Annotated in this window: 15 protein-coding genes; 8 read left to right on the top strand and 7 right to left on the bottom strand. The window is 55.1% G+C overall.

The genetic code is table 11. The features are described from left to right. Nucleotides 1–64 precede the first annotated feature (64 nt). On the bottom strand, nucleotides 65–1,132 hold the full coding sequence (locus tag AC0IXH_RS07905; RefSeq protein ID WP_471721136.1) for a porin: 1,068 nt from the start codon (nucleotides 1,130–1,132) through the stop codon (nucleotides 65–67). 667 nt (nucleotides 1,133–1,799) lie between these two features. Here AC0IXH_RS07905 and AC0IXH_RS07900 point away from each other — a divergent pair. Then, nucleotides 1,800–2,705, top strand: a complete 906-nt coding sequence (locus AC0IXH_RS07900) for a bestrophin family protein (protein ID WP_105759161.1) — start codon at nucleotides 1,800–1,802, stop codon at nucleotides 2,703–2,705. 100 nt (nucleotides 2,706–2,805) lie between these two features. Here the strand turns inward: AC0IXH_RS07900 and AC0IXH_RS07895 are convergent, their stop codons facing one another. Beyond that, on the bottom strand, nucleotides 2,806–3,873 hold the full coding sequence (locus AC0IXH_RS07895; protein WP_013201880.1) for a porin OmpC: 1,068 nt from the start codon (nucleotides 3,871–3,873) through the stop codon (nucleotides 2,806–2,808). 1,051 nt (nucleotides 3,874–4,924) lie between these two features. On the opposite strand from AC0IXH_RS07895, the gene AC0IXH_RS07890 reads away from it, so the two are divergent. The 6 genes from AC0IXH_RS07890 to spy all read left to right on the top strand — a co-directional run bounded on the left by AC0IXH_RS07890 (nucleotide 4,925) and on the right by spy (nucleotide 11,861). Next, nucleotides 4,925–6,145, top strand: a complete 1,221-nt coding sequence (locus AC0IXH_RS07890) for an aspartate aminotransferase family protein (RefSeq protein ID WP_105759160.1) — start codon at nucleotides 4,925–4,927, stop codon at nucleotides 6,143–6,145. After that, a complete protein-coding gene (gene astA / locus AC0IXH_RS07885; protein ID WP_471720291.1) occupies nucleotides 6,142–7,173 on the top strand; it encodes an arginine N-succinyltransferase in 1,032 nt (343 codons plus the stop codon). Before AC0IXH_RS07890 ends, astA begins: the two co-directional genes overlap by 4 nt. Beyond that, nucleotides 7,170–8,639 (top strand): succinylglutamate-semialdehyde dehydrogenase, encoded by a 1,470-nt coding sequence (gene astD, locus AC0IXH_RS07880; RefSeq protein ID WP_346598606.1) that lies wholly within the window; start codon nucleotides 7,170–7,172, stop codon nucleotides 8,637–8,639. Before astA ends, astD begins: the two co-directional genes overlap by 4 nt. After that, on the top strand, nucleotides 8,636–9,964 hold the full coding sequence (gene astB, locus AC0IXH_RS07875; RefSeq protein WP_013201884.1) for an N-succinylarginine dihydrolase: 1,329 nt from the start codon (nucleotides 8,636–8,638) through the stop codon (nucleotides 9,962–9,964). The genes astD and astB overlap by 4 nt, the downstream gene beginning before the upstream one ends. Nucleotides 9,965–10,049: 85 nt before the next feature. Next, nucleotides 10,050–11,051 (top strand): succinylglutamate desuccinylase, encoded by a 1,002-nt coding sequence (astE, locus tag AC0IXH_RS07870; RefSeq protein ID WP_346598609.1) that lies wholly within the window; start codon nucleotides 10,050–10,052, stop codon nucleotides 11,049–11,051. Nucleotides 11,052–11,366: 315 nt separating this feature from the next. Further along, nucleotides 11,367–11,861: an ATP-independent periplasmic protein-refolding chaperone Spy gene (gene spy / locus AC0IXH_RS07865; protein WP_053143505.1), complete on the top strand. Its 495-nt coding sequence runs from the start codon at nucleotides 11,367–11,369 to the stop codon at nucleotides 11,859–11,861. Nucleotides 11,862–11,952: 91 nt separating this feature from the next. Here the strand turns inward: spy and cho are convergent, their stop codons facing one another. From cho to AC0IXH_RS07840, 5 genes are all read right to left on the bottom strand, one after another. Continuing rightward, nucleotides 11,953–12,816 carry an excinuclease Cho gene (cho, locus tag AC0IXH_RS07860; RefSeq protein WP_053143504.1) on the bottom strand — a complete coding sequence of 288 codons (864 nt, stop codon included), beginning with the start codon at nucleotides 12,814–12,816 and terminating at the stop codon, nucleotides 11,953–11,955. 65 nt (nucleotides 12,817–12,881) lie between these two features. After that, the gene (gene yddG / locus AC0IXH_RS07855) at nucleotides 12,882–13,766 is read right to left on the bottom strand and encodes an aromatic amino acid DMT transporter YddG (RefSeq protein WP_471720290.1); all 885 of its coding nucleotides are present in this window, start codon (nucleotides 13,764–13,766) and stop codon (nucleotides 12,882–12,884) included. Between the two features lie 59 nt (nucleotides 13,767–13,825). Next, nucleotides 13,826–14,653 carry an ammonia-dependent NAD(+) synthetase gene (nadE, locus tag AC0IXH_RS07850; protein WP_013201889.1) on the bottom strand — a complete coding sequence of 276 codons (828 nt, stop codon included), beginning with the start codon at nucleotides 14,651–14,653 and terminating at the stop codon, nucleotides 13,826–13,828. 121 nt (nucleotides 14,654–14,774) lie between these two features. After that, complete coding sequence (locus tag AC0IXH_RS07845; RefSeq protein WP_206401494.1) at nucleotides 14,775–15,968, bottom strand: multidrug effflux MFS transporter; 1,194 nt, start codon at nucleotides 15,966–15,968, stop codon at nucleotides 14,775–14,777. Beyond that, a complete protein-coding gene (locus tag AC0IXH_RS07840; protein ID WP_041691992.1) occupies nucleotides 15,965–16,549 on the bottom strand; it encodes a TetR/AcrR family transcriptional regulator in 585 nt (194 codons plus the stop codon). The genes AC0IXH_RS07845 and AC0IXH_RS07840 overlap by 4 nt, the downstream gene beginning before the upstream one ends. A 210-nt stretch (nucleotides 16,550–16,759) precedes the next feature. Between AC0IXH_RS07840 and osmE the strand changes: the two genes are divergently transcribed. Continuing rightward, nucleotides 16,760–17,095, top strand: a complete 336-nt coding sequence (gene osmE / locus AC0IXH_RS07835) for an osmotically-inducible lipoprotein OsmE (RefSeq protein WP_013201892.1) — start codon at nucleotides 16,760–16,762, stop codon at nucleotides 17,093–17,095. The last annotated feature ends 35 nt before the right edge of the window (nucleotides 17,096–17,130 follow it).

The raw sequence follows: 17,130 nt of genomic DNA, 5'->3' as shown, positions 1-17,130 counted from the left end.
GACGTCAAAAAGGGCCTTTCCTTGTCAGACACAGGTGAAAGGCCCGGGGGTAATGCAGCGAGGGTTAGAACTGGTAAATCAGGCCGATGCCGGTGATATCATCCGTTGGCAGACCCAGCGGGTTGTCCTCTTTCAACAGGTTGATGCGGTGCTCGATGTACGCCACCATATTCACATTCATAAAGTACTTCGCGCCGATATTGGCGTACTTATAAATATCCGCATCGCCCACCCCTTCAATATCCTTCGCGCGCGAGGCGACATACGCCAGCGACGGCTGTAAGCCATTAAGGAACAGATACTGAGCCACGGCTTCAAAGTTTTGCGCCTTGTTGGCAAAGCCGCCGTCGATTGGTGTCGCATTGCGCGTCTGGCCATACATGGCCGCCAGATAGAACTGGTTCATGTCATATTTAATGGCGGTTGACCAGAGTTCGGCACGCTTGCCTTCGCCGCGTAGTGCCAGGTTCTGCGCATCGGTTCGATCGATGCTGGCCCAGGCGGCAACCATGCTGATACCGGCATCACTGTTATAGCCCACCGACGTGGCGTAACCGTCACCGTTAGAGCGGACAACGCTGCGGCTGCCCTCACGTACATTTTTGCCCTGATACTGGGCAGCCCACTGCAGACCCTCAACCATACCGAACAGGTTTGACGTGCGCCAGGTTGCGACACCGCCCGAGCGGCTGGTAAGGAACACGTCACTGTAGGCGGCGTCACCGCCAAACTTAGGCAGCACATCGGTGTATGACAGCGCGTCATAAATCAGGCCGTAGTTGCGGCCATAGTCGAGGCTACCGTAGTCACCGAACTTCAGACCCGCAAAGCCCAGGCGGGCGCGGTTGCCGTTTTGCACGCCTTCGCCTTCGGGGTTATCAAGCCGGAACTGGTATTCAAACATGCCGTAGACGGTCAGGCTGTCGCTGATTTGCGTTTCGCCCTTGAAGCCTAAGCGGGCGTAGCTGTCATCACCGTGTTTGCTGTCGTTAGAGGAAAAAATGCGCGAGACATCGACCTTTCCGTTGAGGTCAATTTTATTGCCGTCTTTGTTGAAGATCTCAGCTGCATGAATACAGCCGATTCCCATGAAGGTAGAAATAACCAATGCTAATAATTTGACTTTCATTATGCGAACACCCTGTTCATTTTAAGACGCCCACTTGCGTCGCGTTAGAAAATGCCATGAAGGGGCTGAATAAATGAACATAATATACGTAACAAAATGTAAATATTTAATTTAGATCACTTATTTCGCGGGTGGGTAATTGAGGTGTTATGCGCTTTTTATTTAACGATAACGTTATTATTATGTTTACTAATTTAACAATGCGTTGATTTTATTGTGTTTTATTTGGCTTCGCTCGCGAGCGATCTTTAATGGCATCCACAGGGAATAAGTTCAATTTGTTGATGGGGTGTTTACCGCTTAATATTTTTATTATTAATGTTAACCGTTACGTGAATCGCTTATCGGTTCCATTTAATTAGCGCTGTAACGCAGGGTGTTTATTTAATCAGGTCTGATAAGCGTGTATTTTTGTCGAAAGTATCCTGAAAAATATTCCGACCGTGGGTCGGGGCAATTCCGCCCGCCGATCGACTACAACGCCCTCTATTACGTCAATTTAGGGTGTCAGCGGGTAAGTTTTGCTGTGTTAAGCAGGGAAGGGAAGGCGCTCAGGGGGTCGTCAGTACGCGCTCCTGTCACGATTAAATGAGATCAATATCACAAAAAACCGCTGTGCAGCGCCGTCGGAATTTGCCAGAATCCAGAAAAATCCTGCAGATCCTCAATTATGATAATTCGTCCACATCGCCACTGGTTTGTTCGTTTATTCTCCTGGCACGGTTCTGTGCTGTCCGGCATCATGTTTCGGCTTGGGTTGAATTTGCTGATGTCTATCGTGGCGATTTATTGCCTCGATTGGTACGAGACGCTGGGCGTCAAGCTGACGCTCGCGCCGTTCAGTTTGCTCGGCGTGTCGATCGCCATCTTCCTCGGCTTCCGTAACAGCGTCTGCTATGCACGCTTCACCGAAGCCCGCCAGCTGTGGGGCAATCTGCTGATCGCCAGTCGAACCATTATGCGTCAGGTACTGGCGATTTCGCCGACCGATGCGCCGCGCATCAGTGCCCTGTTGATGGCCTTCTGTTACAGCCTGAAGCATCAGTTACGTCAGACCGATCCCAAAGAGGATCTTCATCGTTATTTAGGTGACGAGGCCGAGGAAATTTTGCGCCGCCGGGCGCAGACCAATGCCATCGAAATGAAGATTTCTCAGTGGCTGGCGGAGCAGCGCCGTACTGGCGAGGTATCCGATATCGTGTATGCGCAGCTGGACAGCAGCATTCATCAGCTGTCGCAGGTATTGGGAGGATGTGAGCGTTTAGCCAGCATGCCGCTGCCTTTTGCCTATGGTCTGCTGTTGCACCGCACGGTGTATCTGTTCTGTACCTTACTGCCGTTTGCGCTGGTGCCGGATCTGCATTACATGACGCCGCTGGTCTCGGTGTTTATCGCCTACAGTTTCCTGTCGCTGGATACGCTGGCCGAAGAGCTGGAGATGCCGTTTGGCTATGCCAACAACCACCTGCCGATGGATGCCATGTGCACCAATATTGAGATCAATCTTCTCGAGATGAATAACCAGCGCGATCTGCCTGACACACCAAAACCGGACAGGTACTACCGCCTGACCTGATGCACACGCGGGATTGCTGAGCATAAAAAAAGGGCCGTAAAGGCCCTTTAACACGTCACCTTCTTCAGACACAGGCAGAGGGTGATGAGGTCAGGATCGGTCAGAACTGGTAAGTCAGACCGACGGCGGTAATGTCGTCATCCGCCAGGCCCAGCCCATTATCGCTGTCCAGCAGGTTGATACGGTATTCGGCATACGCCAGCATGTTTTTGTTGAAGTAGTAGTTGGCACCCACGCTGACATATTTATAGATGTCTGCGCTGCCAATGGTTTCGATGTCTTTACCCCGTGAAGAGACATACGCCAGGGAAGGGCGGAAACCGTTGAGGAATTGATACTGCGCAACCGCTTCAAAGTTCTGCGCTTTGTTGGCAAATCCGCCGCTGATTGGCGTGGCGTTATGCGTTTCGCCATACATTGCAGCAAGGTAGATCTGGTTGGCATCATACTTGACGGCCGTTGACCAGATTTCAGCGCGGTCGCCTTCACCGCGGGTAGCCAGATTCTGGGCGTTAGTGCGGTCAATGCTGCCGTAGGCGCCAACCATGCTTAAGCCAAAGTCAAAATCATAGGCAATGGACGCCGCATAGCCATCCCCATTTGCCCGGCGGACCGCGTTAGCGCCGCTACGCTCATTCTTGCCCTGATACTGGGCGGCCACGCTCAGGCCATCAACCAGACCAAAGAAGTTGCTGTTACGCCAGGTGGCGACGCCGGTGGAACGGCCGGCCAGGAAGGCATCGGTATAGGCGGAATCACCGCCAAATTTTGGCAGCATATCGGTGTAAGCCAGCGCATCGTAAATCACACCGTAGTTGCGGCCGTAATCGAACGAGCCGGCGTCACCGAACTTCAAGCCGGCATAACCCAGTCGGGTTTTATTGCCGGTCTGCGCGTCATCACCTTCTGAGTTATTCAACTGGTACTGATATTCCCAACGGCCATAGCCACTGAGCTGGTCGGTGATCTGCGTCAGGCCTTTAAAGCCCATACGGGCATAGCTGTTATCGCTGTTGTTAGCATCATCAGAAGAGAACAGGTGGCTGACGTTAATTTTGCCGGTCAGATCAACTTTGTTACCGTCTTTATTGTAGATTTCGGCGGCGTTAACGCTACCAATCCCGAGGATGGCAGGAATGACCCATGCCAGAAAGTTGCGCTTCATCATTAAGTAACCCTGTGAATTAATTATTGTAATGACGTCGAATGCGTCGGAAAAGAAAATGACACAGGACAGCGTGACATAAAAACTAAATATATGTAACATTATGTAAATAAGGGTGGGTTATCAGAATTTCCAATAGTAATTAGCTTTTTTTCTTCTTTTTAATGCCACTTTCTTATCATGGATAGAGGTTGCTTTTGTCGTTGTATTTCGGTGTATATTGTTGTTTTAGAGTATAAAGTGTCCTTATTTTACCTTTCTATAACATTATTTCTCTAATTTAATAACTAGTGCTGCCGTGTGTTTTTTGTGTTTATTTTGTTCAATAACAAAAATAAAAATGGGCTTGGAATAAAAGCGTATTTGCGATTTTAGTTAATTTGGTGTTGCGGGATGTTTCTGTTGTTTTTTTAATCCTTTCAAGCTGGGAATTGATAATTACCAGGGTTATTATTGTCGCGGAGAGTAGTTAACTTTCCGCTTTTTTAATTAGCGTGATAATTAATTTCCCAGCATGCTCAACTGGCTGTTAACGCATTTAATGGCAGAACTGCGAGCCGTAGGATTAAGCAGACGAATTTTATCGCGTTAAACCGACAAGCGCGCGCGGAGGGCTGCCGCCGTAAGAGGTGGGGACAGACAGCAATTTTTAACCGTGTTGCCTCACATTAATATGAAATCTGTTGCAACAGTTGCGCCCGGCATTGCCTCAAAGGGGTGCGTAAAGCGCGATTATGGTGCGCTAAATGCCTCTTTTTAAACCCTAATCCCGGCTTCGATCACAAAAGCGATATTTTATTTTCTCGTTGCATAATTCTTCTCTTTTTTATTCGGCAAACCCACCCCAATCAGAATGTTATTCACTTTATATGCATTAACTGTGCATAAGTGATTTTCGTAACTCCTTGATATTTGGTGGATACGATCGGTTTATGCATTTTTATCGCTGGCTGGCACGCTGCGTGCAATCTACAGTAGAGCCGCAATGAATCATTTCGTTAACATTATTTAAACTTTTAAGTTACCTGCCAGTGCGCAGTAAACAGAGGCCGTTATGAACCCGTCAGTATCTCGCGAGAATTTTGATCAGTGGATTGTGCCAACCTATGCACCCGCCAGCTTTGTCCCGGTGCGTGCCGAGGGATCCACACTTTGGGATCAGCAGGGCAAGTCGTATATCGACTTTGCCGGCGGTATCGCGGTGAATGCGCTGGGCCATGCCCATCCGGATCTGCAGAAGGCGCTGCAACAGCAGGCGGCAAAACTCTGGCATACCGGCAATGGCTACACTAACGAGCCGATTTTGCGCCTGGCGAAACAGTTGATTGATGCCACCTTTGCCGACCGGGTATTTTTCTGTAACTCCGGGGCCGAAGCGAATGAAGCCGCCCTGAAGCTGGCGCGTAAAGTGGCCCACGACAAGGTGGGTGAGAAGAAAAGCGGCATCGTGGCGTTCAAGAATGCCTTCCATGGCCGCACCTTATTCACCGTGACTGCCGGTGGCCAGCCTGCCTATTCCAAAGACTTCGCGCCGCTTCCGGGCGGAATCGACCATGCCGTTTATAACGATCTGGCCTCGGCCGCCGCGCTGATTACCGACCAGACCTGTGCGGTGATCGTCGAGCCCATCCAGGGCGAAGGCGGCGTTGTGCCTGCTGAACCCGCTTTCCTGCGTGGCCTGCGTGAGCTGTGTGACCAACATCAGGCTGTGCTGATTTTTGATGAGGTGCAAAGTGGCGTGGGGCGTACCGGTTCCCTTTACGCCTACATGCACTACGGCGTCACGCCTGACGTGCTGACCACCGCCAAAGCGTTAGGTGGCGGTTTCCCGATGGGCGCGATGCTGACCACCGAAACGCTGGCGTCGGCAATGGGCGTCGGCACCCACGGCACCACCTACGGCGGTAACCCGCTGGCGGGCGCGGTGGGCGGCAAAGTGATGGAGTTGATCAATACGCCCGAAGTGATGGCTGGCGTCGCACTGCGTCACCAGTGGTTCGTTGACGGCCTGAATGAGATTAACCAACGTCTGCATCTGTTCAGCGAGATCCGCGGTTTGGGTCTGCTGATTGGTTGCGTGCTGAACCAGGATTACAACGGCCAGGCGAAGCAGTTTAACCAGGCGGCGGCGGTTGAAGGCTTAATGGTGCTGATTGCCGGCGCTAACGTCATTCGCTTTGCACCGTCGCTGATCATTTCGCAAGCCGAAGTGAAAGAAGGGCTGGCCCGTTTTGAAATTGCCTGCCGCGCCGTGATCGAAGGAGCCGCAAAATGATGGTCATCCGTCCTGTTGAACGTGACGATCTCGCTCAGCTGATGGCCCTTGCCAGCAAAACGGGTGGGGGATTGACCTCATTGCCTGCTGACAGCGTCACGCTGTCGGCGCGTATCGATCGTTCTATTCAGACCTGGCAGAACGAATTGCCGCAGGCTGAGCAGGGCTATGTGTTTGTGCTGGAGGACAGTGAATCGGGCAAAGCGGTCGGGATATGTGCGATTGAGGTGGCGGTAGGACTGCAGGATCCCTGGTATAACTTCCGCGTGGGAAGCCAGGTCCATGCCTCAAAAGAACTCAATGTTTACAACATGATGCCGACGCTGTCACTCAGCAATGACCATACCGGCAGCAGCGAGCTGTGCACGCTGTTCCTCGATCCGGACTACCGCAACGGCAAGAATGGTTATCTGCTGTCGAAATCCCGCTTCCTGTTTATGGCCGCCTTCCGCGATCGCTTTATGCAGAAGGTGGTGGCGGAAATGCGTGGGGTGATCGACGAAGCCGGCCACTCGCCGTTCTGGGAAAGTGTCGGCAGCCGTTTCTTCTCGATGTCCTTCAGCGAAGCGGACTACCTGTGCGGCACCGGACAAAAATCGTTTATTGCCGAGCTGATGCCGAAACATCCGCTGTATCTCGATTACCTGTCGGAAGAAGCCAAGGGCGTGATTGGTCAGACCCATCCGCAAACCGCACCGGCCCGTGCGGTGCTGGAAGCGGAGGGATTCCGCTATATGAACTACATCGACATTTTTGACGGCGGTCCAACGCTGGAATGCGATATCGATCGCGTGAGGGCAATCCGTAAAAGCCGACTGCTGAAGGTCAGCCTGGGTGAGCAGGCGGATAACAGCCTGCCGTTATGCCTGGTGGCTAACGACAGTTACGCCGATTTCCGCGCGATCCTGCTGAACGTCGATCCGCATGGCGACAGCATGATGCTCAGCGCTGAACAGGCTGAAATTTTACGCTGCGGGCCGGGCGACAGCCTGCGCGTGGTAACACTGAATGCGGAGAGTAAAGCATGACGCACTGTATTGAAGGTCAATGGTTGACGGGCGCGGGCGAGAATTTTAGCAAGTTGGATCCGGTCAGCGGTGAGCTGCTGTGGCAGGGCAAAGCGGCCAGCGTCGGCCAGGTGTCGGCGGCAGTTGGTGCAGCCCGCACGGCGTTCCCGGCGTGGGCGCGTCGTCCCTTTGCTGAGCGTCAGGCGATAGTGGAAAAATTTGCCGCGCTGCTGGAAAAAAATAAAGACGAGCTGACCGTTACCATCGCCCGTGAAACCGGCAAACCGCGCTGGGAGTCCGCCACCGAGATTCAGGCGATGATCAACAAAATCGCGATTTCGGTAAAGGCCTATCACACCCGCACCGGCACGACGGTAGAGGCAGAAAGTTCACTGCGTCACCGCCCGCATGGCGTGATGGCGGTGTTCGGGCCGTATAATTTCCCCGGTCATCTGCCGAATGGGCATATCGTTCCGGCGCTGCTGGCCGGGAACACCGTGGTCTTCAAGCCCAGCGAACTGACGCCGATGATTGCCGAGAAAGTCGTCAAGCTGTGGCAGAGCGCGGGCCTGCCGGATGGCGTGCTGAATATGGTGCAGGGCGGACGCGAAACCGGCCAAAGCCTGTCGAAAGAACCTCAGGTGGATGGCGTGCTGTTTACCGGCAGCGCGGCGACCGGTTATCAGCTGCACAGCCAGTTTGCCGGACGTCCGGACAAAATGCTGGCGCTGGAGATGGGCGGTAACAATGCGCTGATCGTTGAAGACCCGGATGATATCGATGCCGCGGTAAACCTGGCGATCCAGTCGGCCTTTATCACCGCCGGTCAGCGCTGCACCTGCGCGCGTCGGATGCTGGTGAAACGTGGCGCGGCAGGGGATGCTTTCCTGGCCCGCCTGACGGAAGTGGCCGCGCGGATCAAGCCCGGCGGTTGGGACGAGCAGCCGCAACCCTTTATGGGCAGCGTGATTTCGCTGCAGGCGGCGGAGCGTATCTTCAGCGAGTGGCAGGCCCGCGTGGAAGCCGGTGGCAAGGTGCTGCTGCCAATGACCTGGCCCGCCCGCGACAGCGCGATCCTGACGCCGGGGATTATTGATATCACCACGCTTAACAACGTGCCGGATGAAGAGGTGTTTGGGCCGCTGCTGACGGTGATCCGCTACGACGATTTCGATCAGGCCATCCGCCTGGCCAATAACACCCGTTATGGCCTTTCCTGCGGGCTGATTTCGCCGAAGCGTGAGCTGTTCGATCGCCTGCTGATTGAGTGCCGCGCCGGTATCGTCAACTGGAATAAACCGCTGACCGGTGCCGCCAGCAGCGCGCCGTTCGGTGGCATCGGCGCGTCCGGTAATCATCGCGCCAGCGCTTTCTATGCTGCCGACTACTGCGCATGGCCAATGGCCTCGCTGGAGTCTGCTGACCTGTCGCTGCCCGTGACGTTGTCACCTGGTCTGGACTTCGGTCCGGCGGGAGGCACGCAATGAGTGCACGTGAAGCAAACTTTGATGGCCTGCCGGGCCTGACGCACCATTACGCCGGCCTGTCGTTTGGTAATGAGGCCTCAACCCGCCATCAGCATCAGGTGTCTAACCCGAAGCTGGCCGCGTTGCAGGGCTTAATGAAGATGAAAGCGCTGGCCGATATGGGCTTTGTGCAGGGGGTAATCCCGCCGCATGAACGGCCGAACGTCGCCGCACTGCGCCAGATTGGTTTCAGTGGCACCGATGCGGAAGTGGTGGCCAAAGCGGCCAAGCAGGCGCCGCAGTTGCTGTCTGCCGCCAGCTCGGCCTCCGCCATGTGGGTGGCCAACGCGGCCACCGTGTCGCCTTCGACGGACAGTGCCGACGGACGGGTGCATCTGACGGTGGCCAACCTGAACAATAAATTCCACCGCGCGATGGAAGCGCCGACAACCGGCGCGTTGTTGCGCGCGATTTTCCGCGATCCGCAGCATTTCAGCGTGCACGATGCGCTGCCGCAGGTCGGCATGTTTGGCGATGAGGGCGCGGCTAACCACAACCGCTTTAGCGCTTCCCATAATGATCCCGGGGTGCAGCTGTTTGTTTATGGTCGGGAAGAGGGCAAAAGCGGCATCGCGCCCGCGCGTTATCCTGCCCGTCAGACGCTTGAAGCCAGCCAGGCCGTCGCCCGACTGCATCAGCTGGATGCCGAACGCACGGTGTTCGCTCAGCAGAACCCGGCGGTGATCGACCAGGGCGTTTTCCATAATGACGTCATCGCGGTCAGCAATCAGCAGGTGCTGTTTTGCCATCAGCTGGCGTTTCAGGACCAGCCGGCGTTACTGGCTTCGCTGGCGGAAAAAATGCCCGGTTTTACGCCAATTGTGGTGCCGGATAATCAGGTCAGCGTGGCAGATGCGGTCGCCACCTACCTGTTCAACAGCCAGTTACTGAGCAAGCCGAACGGCAAAATGCTGCTGGTGCTGCCAGAAGAGGCGCGTCAGCATCCGGGCGTCTGGCGTTATCTGTGCGATCTGGTGGAGAGCGGCGGCGCCATTGACGAGCTGAAGGTGTTCGACCTGCGTGAAAGTATGTGCAACGGCGGCGGTCCGGCCTGTTTGCGCCTGCGGGTGGTGCTCAACGACAGCCAGCTGGCGGCGGTCAATCCGTCGGTGATGATGAACGATTCGCTGTTTGCCACGCTGAATGGTTGGGTCGAGCGGCATTATCGCGACAGGCTGTCTCAGCATGACCTGGCAGACCCACAATTGCTGATTGAAGGGCGGCAAGCACTGGACGAACTGACGAAGCTGCTAAACTTAGGGAATGTCTATAACTTTCAGCAGTAATCACGGATGACGCGAAGCGCATCATGGTACTCTGTGATGCGCCTTGCCTTATTGAAGGAGCAGAAACTCACAACAAGGAGAACGTATGCAGGACTTCCTGAAACAAACCCTGAGCGGAGAGCTACCCGAACAGATCGCCGGTCGCAATGACCAGTTGAGCTGGCAGTGGCTTGATGAAGGGATCCTTGAGCTGACCCCGATTAACACAACGTCGCAGGCGTTTGTGGTCTCAGCGGGTATTCATGGTAATGAAACCGCCCCGGTTGAAATTCTCAATGAACTGATTTGCCAGCTGCTGCGCGGCGAGAAGCCTTTGCTGCCTCGTTTGCTGGTGATTTACGGCAACCCGGCGGCGTTACGCAACAATAAACGTTATCAGCGCTGCGACATCAACCGGATGTTTGGTGGCCGCTGGCAGCAGTATGAAGACTGCCCCGAAGCGCGCCGTGCATGGCGGCTTGAGCAGGCGATGGAAACCTTCTGGCAGGCTGGCAGCAGTGATGAAGTTCGCTGGCACCTGGATCTGCACACGGCGATCCGTGGTTCTTACCACACGCGATTCGGCGTGATGCCGCTGCGGACCACTCCGTGGCCGGAAGATTTCCTTCACTGGCTGGGTGCGGCAGGTCTGGAAGCGCTGGTGTTTCACCGTTCCGCCGGCGGCACCTTTACCCATTACAGCGGTAAACACTTTAGCGCCGCCAGCTGTACGCTGGAGCTGGGCAAAGCGCTGCCTTTCGGCAGCAATGACTTAACCCAGTTCAGTGCCGCCAAACAGGCGCTGGCCGCGGTGCTGTTCGGTGACGCCTTGCCTGAAGTGACTGCCCAGCCACAGCGTTATCGCGTGTCACAGCAGATTACCCGTCACACCGAAGCCTTTAAGCTACATATGAGCGATGACACGCTGAACTTCACCGCCTTTCCGCAGGGAAGTTTACTGGCTGAAGATGGCGAAGAACGTTTCTATGTGCAGCAGGCGCGCGAGTACGTGATTTTCCCCAATCCCAATGTGGCGCTGGGGCAGCGGGCCGGGTTGATGCTGGTGGAAGATAACGCCCACAATGAAGCCTTAGGTTCGACCGAGTAGTCGTTGGCCGCTGGCCTGATTCAGGGCGATCGTTAATCTGGTCGCCCAGGGATTTTCGCCCTTACTTTTCCCTTTCCGGATCCTGTCGAACGTATTACACTTCTCCATAATTCCTGCATTAATCCCTTAAAATTCATATCTGTTAGCAATTCCTCACGATAATCTTCGCATTCTCTCCATGATTGCCGTCATTTTGTCTTTTATGCTTTCAGGGCTTTACCCAGGCTCTGAGTACTTGACGTTCAGTGCCCTAAACTGAGTTCCGACATCGCGACATTGTTGTCGTAACAGAACTGAAAAGTAAGGATAAAAACGATGCGTAAATTAACTTCTCTTGTTGTTGCAATGACACTGGCCCTGGGTGCTGCGAATATCGTTCACGCTGCGGCTGATAACATGACGCCTCCTCCAGCCGGAGCCGATAAAACCATGCATCAGCCACCACGTCATGGCGGCATGCACCACGAAATGTTTAAAGGTCTTAACCTGACCGACGCGCAGAAAACACAAATGCGCAGCATCATGAAAGATGCCCACAAAGACATGAAGCGTCCTTCTCTGGATGAGCGTCGCACCATGCACAGCATTATTGCCTCCGACAGCTTCGACCAGGCGAAAGCCGAAGCGCAGGCAACGAAAATGTCTGAAGAGGGTAAGGATCGTGCCCTGAAGATGATGGAAACGCAGAACAAGCTGTATAACGTGCTGACGCCAGAGCAGAAGAAGCAGTTCAACCAGAACTTTGAGAAACGTCTGACAGAAAAGCCGAAGCATGAAGGTAAAATGCTTCCACCGGACGCAGAAGGCTAAGCCTTGCTAATCCTCAACTGAATTGAGACCGCCGACGTTGTTCATGAGGGCCAGGTGCCGTGAACAGCGTCGGCGGTTTCGTTTGTGCGGCTTAAGGCAGGGGAAGGATCGGGAACTTTCCGCTGAGAATCGGCTTACAGAGGATTTTGTAGCCGTCACTGTCGAAGCCTTGCGGCGTGGTGGTGAGTTCGCTGGCCTGCGCCAGATCTTCTACCGAGCCGAGATAGAACCAGTTATTGATGATGTGGATCTGCTGGTGGTTGATTCCCTGCTCAACAACGCCGACCGCGCCTTGCCACGGCCAGCACTGCACCCGTACTCTCTCCAGCGCCGCAATCAGCCGCTGCTGATGATCGTCCAGACTCTCTTTCCCACAGCATGCACCGGCACAGCGACCCAGGCTGGCGCGGAAGCAGGCGCGCCCTTTGCTCAGCTTCTCCAGTCCTAAAACCCCCAGACACAAGCGCTGTTCATCGGCAATTTTCTGCAATTTTTCCAATGCGGCATGGCGGCTGGCATACAGGCCAAACAGATCCGGCGTATGGGAAAAGTCGAGCTCTTTGGCATACACCACGGTGGGTTTTTCTCCGGCCATATGCAGTGAGCAGAGCTGACGGTTTTTACGCAGTCGCTTATTAAACAACGGCTGCTGCACCTTAATCATCTGCGCTTCCAGCAGCAGGGCGCCCAGCTCTCCGGCCGTCGGGATAAAGGTGACACGCTTTGCCTGACGCAGCATTTTTGCTTCATCAGCGGTGCGGAAATGGGACATCACCCGGCTGCGCAAATTGACGCTCTTGCCAATATACAGCGGCATAGTTTCACTCTCGCCGTGAAAAACATACACGCCGGGCAGAGAAGGTAAGCCTTCAAGATACGGTCGGAGATGGTCGGGATATTGGTAGATCGCCGCGGGTTCAAATTCCAGGCGATGACTTGCTGCACGTCTTGGCACACTGCGCTCCAGTTACTGTTTACTTGTACAGTGTAGCAGGAGGTCTGCGGATAAAAAAGCGCCAGTTATCGCGTGGCGCGCCAGCAAATCAGCGAACCCAAGGTTACCATGGCCACGCCTTGCCAGAAGCTGAAGGCGGGCGTGAGCTGTAACCACAGCGTGGCGAGCAACGCAGAGAACACCGGCGTAAAGTACGATGCGGTGGCCAGCAGCGTCATGTTGCCATGCTGAATGCCGGCATTCCACGCGGAGTAAGCGATGGCGGTGGAGGCGGCCATAAACAGCACTTCAGCCACCACGCCGGGGGAGAAATGCATCGGCTCCGGCTGGCCACCAATGGCGAATTTCAGCCACAGCGCTACCGCGGTGATCAGGAAGAACAGGGTGACGCCGCTCTGACCTTCGGCATAACGACGGGTAACGTTGTTATACAGCGCCCAGGCAATCGCGGCGAAAAACGCCAGGCCATAGGCCAGCGGGTTGTCCATCACGTTGTGCCACAACAGCTGTGGCGTCCAGACGCTGTGGCCTTTCAGTACCCAGACGATGCCGCCCAGCGCCAGCGCAAGGCCCGGCCACAGCCACCAGCGAAAGCGTTGCTGATTAAACGGGATAGCAAAGACAATGGTCAGGCTGGGCCACAGGTAATTGATCATCCCCAGCTCCAGCGCCTGCGGGCGGTTGTGGGCCAGACCGATCGACACCGCCAGGCAGATTTCGTAGCTGACAAACAGCGCGCCGCCCCACCATAAATAGCGCGGAGGCAGATTGCGCCAGCGGGGCAAGCCGCGAGCCAGACACAGGAACAGCGCGCTGGCGCTGTAAATCAGTGCTGCGCCGCCGGTGGCGCCAAGCGATTCAGAGATGCTGCGGATTAGCCCTACGGTGGTGCTCCATAAAACTATGGCGCACAGGCCAGTCAGCGTTGCGCGTTGCGGTGTCAGTGCCATCAGGGTCCGTTATGATGAAAAAAGGGCGGTGATGACCGCCCGGAGTGACGAAGTGAGGGTTATTTCTTCCAGAAGTCGTCGAACACGGTAATCGGTGGGCGACGCTTGTGCTCGGTCTTCAGATACCAGCCTTCAATGATTTTGGCGGCGGCATCGTCAATGGTTTTGCCTTCCAGATACTGGTCGATCATTTCATAGGTGACACCCAGCGCGACTTCATCCTGCAAGCCAGGACGGTCATCTTCCAGATCGGCGGTCGGCTGTTTCAGGTAGAGATGTTCCGGGCAGCCCAGTTCTTTTAATAGCTGTTTGCCCTGGCCTTTGTTCAGACGGAAGATGGGGTTGATATCGGTGCCGCCATCACCGTATTTGGTGAAGAAGCCGGTCACTGCTTCTGCGGCATGGTCCGTTCCGACCACCACACCGGCGTTCATCCCGGCAATGCTGTACTGCGCCTTCATGCGCTCGCGGGCCTTTTCGTTACCGCGAATAAAGTCCGACAGCGTCACGCCTGCATCGCGCAGGGCTTTCTCGCTGGCCAGAATCGCTTCTTTGATATTGACCGTCAGCACGCGGTCCGGCTTGATAAAGTCGATGGCATCCTGGCAATCCTGCTCGTCCGCCTGCACGCCATAAGGCAAACGCACGGCAATAAACTGGTAAGCGCTGTCGCCGGTTTCTTCACGCAGTTCGGCGATCGCCGTTTGGCTCAGTTTGCCGGTCAGGGTGGAGTCCTGACCGCCGCTGATGCCCAGTACCAGAGACTTGATAAAGGGATAGGTTTTCAGATACGACTTGAGAAAGTCGACGCTGGTGCGAATTTCCTGCTTAACCTCAATGGTGGGCTTAACGCCCAGCGCTTCGATAATTTCCTGTTGCAGAGCCATTTACCTCTCCTCAGATTCGTTCCGCGCGATCCGCGGCAGTTAAAAAATGTCTGCGGTAAAACTAACGCGCCCGGGGCGAAACAACAAGAATCAATGCTGTTGTTTCGCCACCTTTTACTGATTAATCAGACGTTTTCGGTTTTTGGGCCAGCAGTAAAAACAGTGTGATTGCCAGCATATAGCAGCCAAAAATGGTCGCCGTCATGGTCAGCACCGAGGTGCCGCCGATGCCGGTGACCGGCACAGCGATGCCGCCAAGGGTAAACATGGTGACGCCCATCACCGCTGAAGCACTGCCGGCGCGATGTCCCTGACTTTGCATCGCCAGTGATGCTGCCGCCACACCCACCGCGCCATTACTGGCCACGCTGAAGAACAGGGCTACCAGCACCATCGGTAACGCCGCGCCGGTCAGCCCGGTAATCAGCAGGGTGCCGGAGGAGACGAAAGCCAGCGTTAAGGCACCTTTAACCACGCGATATTCGCCAAACAGCGGACTCAGGCGGGCACTGATTTGTGATGCAAGGATCAGACCAACGCCGTTGGCCGCAAAGCAGAAACTGAAGGCCTGAGGCGATAGTCCGTACAGCTGCTGCAGGACAAAAGGCGAGGCGCCGATATAGGCAAACATGCCGGACATCATAAAGCCCTGCGTCAGGCAGAAGCCCATAAAGGGACGGTGTTTAATCACCGAGCCCAGCGCGGCCCAGGCCGAAAAAATGCTGCCCTGGCTGCGCCTTTCGGGGATCAAGGTTTCGGTCAGCTTCACTTTTGCCAGTACAAACAGCAGCGCGGCAATGGCGGCAATCACCATAAACAGCCCGCGCCAGTCCAGTACGGCCATCAACGCGCCGCCCATCACCGGCGCGGCAATCGGCGCCAGGCCGTTCACCAGCATCAGCAGGGCAAAGAAGCGCGTCAGCTCATGACCGCTGTACATATCACGGGCAATGGCGCGCGACAGCACTGCGCCACCGGCACCGAACAGCCCTTCACACAGACGCGCCAGCAACAGCTGGTTGATATTCTGTGCCAGCGCGCAGCCTACTGACGCAATCAGCAGCAGCACCAGCGAGATTAGCAGCGGCTTGATGCGGCCAAACTTGTCGCTCATCGGGCCAAAGATCAGCTGACCTAATCCCAGGCCGATCAGGCCGGCGGTCAGGCTTAACTGCGCGGTGGCGGTTGGCGTCTGCAAATCCTTTGCCAGAGACGGCAGGGCAGGAAGATAAAGATCGATACAAAGCGGCCCGAGAGCCGCCAGAAGTCCAAGCGTAATGGCATAGCCAATACGGTTACGGTGTGCAGTTGTCATTTTTCCTCTGTCTTAAAAAGGTGGTCCATAAATTGTTGGTATAAGGCGAAGAGTCTTTCCGCTGACGCTTTCTGAGGCGTCAGTCGGCGATACGACGTACCTTCGGCCAGTACGGCAAACACTTCCACGCAGGCGCGGATATGCTCATCGTCGAGGTCGGGATGGCTTTTTTTCACATTCTGGCAGGCATGAGAGAACATCCGCTCATCGGCCTCCACCATCATGCTGGCTACCGCCGGGTTGCGGGTCGCTTCGGCGGCGACTTCCAGCATCAAGGCTTCATCATCCTCATCCAGCGCATGACGCCATGCCAGTAGCTGCGGCAGATTGAGCGAGGTGGTGGTCTCTTCGATATAGACCAGGCGGTTATCGATGATCCTTTTCACTATCTCAGCAATAATCGCGTCTTTATTGGTGAAGTAACGATAAATCTGCCCAACGCTCAGGCGAGCTTCAGCCGCCAGCTGCGCCATACTGGCAGCATGAAATCCAGAGCGACGAAAACAACGCCGTCCGGCGGCGATAATTTCATCCTGGCGTTGACGATGGCGGGCATCGCGGGCTTCATTTGGGGTACTCATCATGACCTCAAGCCGGTAAGCGGTTCGCGGGTGAGCGAAAACCTGCGGGATAGCGGGGTGAGAGCGAACGTTCATTCTCAACGCCGGCATTATAGGCTTGCGGAGGTTCGGTGGCGAAGTGTTTTGGGCAATTTGCTGCCATAAAGTTGATAAATCAGCGTTTATGTACCAGGCTTATCCTCACATGGAAAATAAACGAGGAATAAAAACATGAATAAAGTAACGGGATTTATTGGTGCTGCGGTGGCTCTGGCCGTGTTGTCTGGTTGTTCGGCCTATGACCGTGCAGAAAGCTACGTGACCAAACCGGTTGTTCAGGACGTGAAGAAAGGAATGACCCGCCAGCAGGTTCGTGATATTGCCGGTCCTCCTTCTACCGAAATCACCATGGTCCATGCCCGTGGTACTTGCCAGAGCTATGTGCTCGGCGAGCGTGATGGCAAAATCCAGACTTACTTCGTCAGCTACAGTGATACTGGCCGTGTGATGAACTATGGCTTCCAGAGCTGTAAAGAGTACGATACCGATCCGCAAGCGGCTCAGTAATCGCACCCGCTTAATGAAAAACGGTCACCTTCGGG

Source organism: Erwinia sp. AC075, from assembly GCF_979253995.1.
The sequence above is the reverse complement of the archived record's forward strand: the minus strand, read 5'-3'. Positions and strand labels throughout refer to the sequence as shown.

Coding starts and splice junctions, on each gene's coding strand:
- AC0IXH_RS07890 (WP_105759160.1), top strand. CDS start 4,925: ATGAACCCGTCAGTATCTCGCGAGAATTTTGATCAGTGGATTGTGCCA.
- AC0IXH_RS07845 (WP_206401494.1), bottom strand. CDS start 15,968: ATGACAACTGCACACCGTAACCGTATTGGCTATGCCATTACGCTTGGA.
- spy (WP_053143505.1), top strand. CDS start 11,367: ATGCGTAAATTAACTTCTCTTGTTGTTGCAATGACACTGGCCCTGGGT.
- astA (WP_471720291.1), top strand. CDS start 6,142: ATGATGGTCATCCGTCCTGTTGAACGTGACGATCTCGCTCAGCTGATG.
- AC0IXH_RS07895 (WP_013201880.1), bottom strand. CDS start 3,873: ATGATGAAGCGCAACTTTCTGGCATGGGTCATTCCTGCCATCCTCGGG.
- osmE (WP_013201892.1), top strand. CDS start 16,760: ATGAATAAAGTAACGGGATTTATTGGTGCTGCGGTGGCTCTGGCCGTG.
- nadE (WP_013201889.1), bottom strand. CDS start 14,653: ATGGCTCTGCAACAGGAAATTATCGAAGCGCTGGGCGTTAAGCCCACC.
- astD (WP_346598606.1), top strand. CDS start 7,170: ATGACGCACTGTATTGAAGGTCAATGGTTGACGGGCGCGGGCGAGAAT.
- yddG (WP_471720290.1), bottom strand. CDS start 13,766: ATGGCACTGACACCGCAACGCGCAACGCTGACTGGCCTGTGCGCCATA.
- AC0IXH_RS07900 (WP_105759161.1), top strand. CDS start 1,800: ATGATAATTCGTCCACATCGCCACTGGTTTGTTCGTTTATTCTCCTGG.
- astE (WP_346598609.1), top strand. CDS start 10,050: ATGCAGGACTTCCTGAAACAAACCCTGAGCGGAGAGCTACCCGAACAG.
- astB (WP_013201884.1), top strand. CDS start 8,636: ATGAGTGCACGTGAAGCAAACTTTGATGGCCTGCCGGGCCTGACGCAC.
- AC0IXH_RS07840 (WP_041691992.1), bottom strand. CDS start 16,549: ATGAGTACCCCAAATGAAGCCCGCGATGCCCGCCATCGTCAACGCCAG.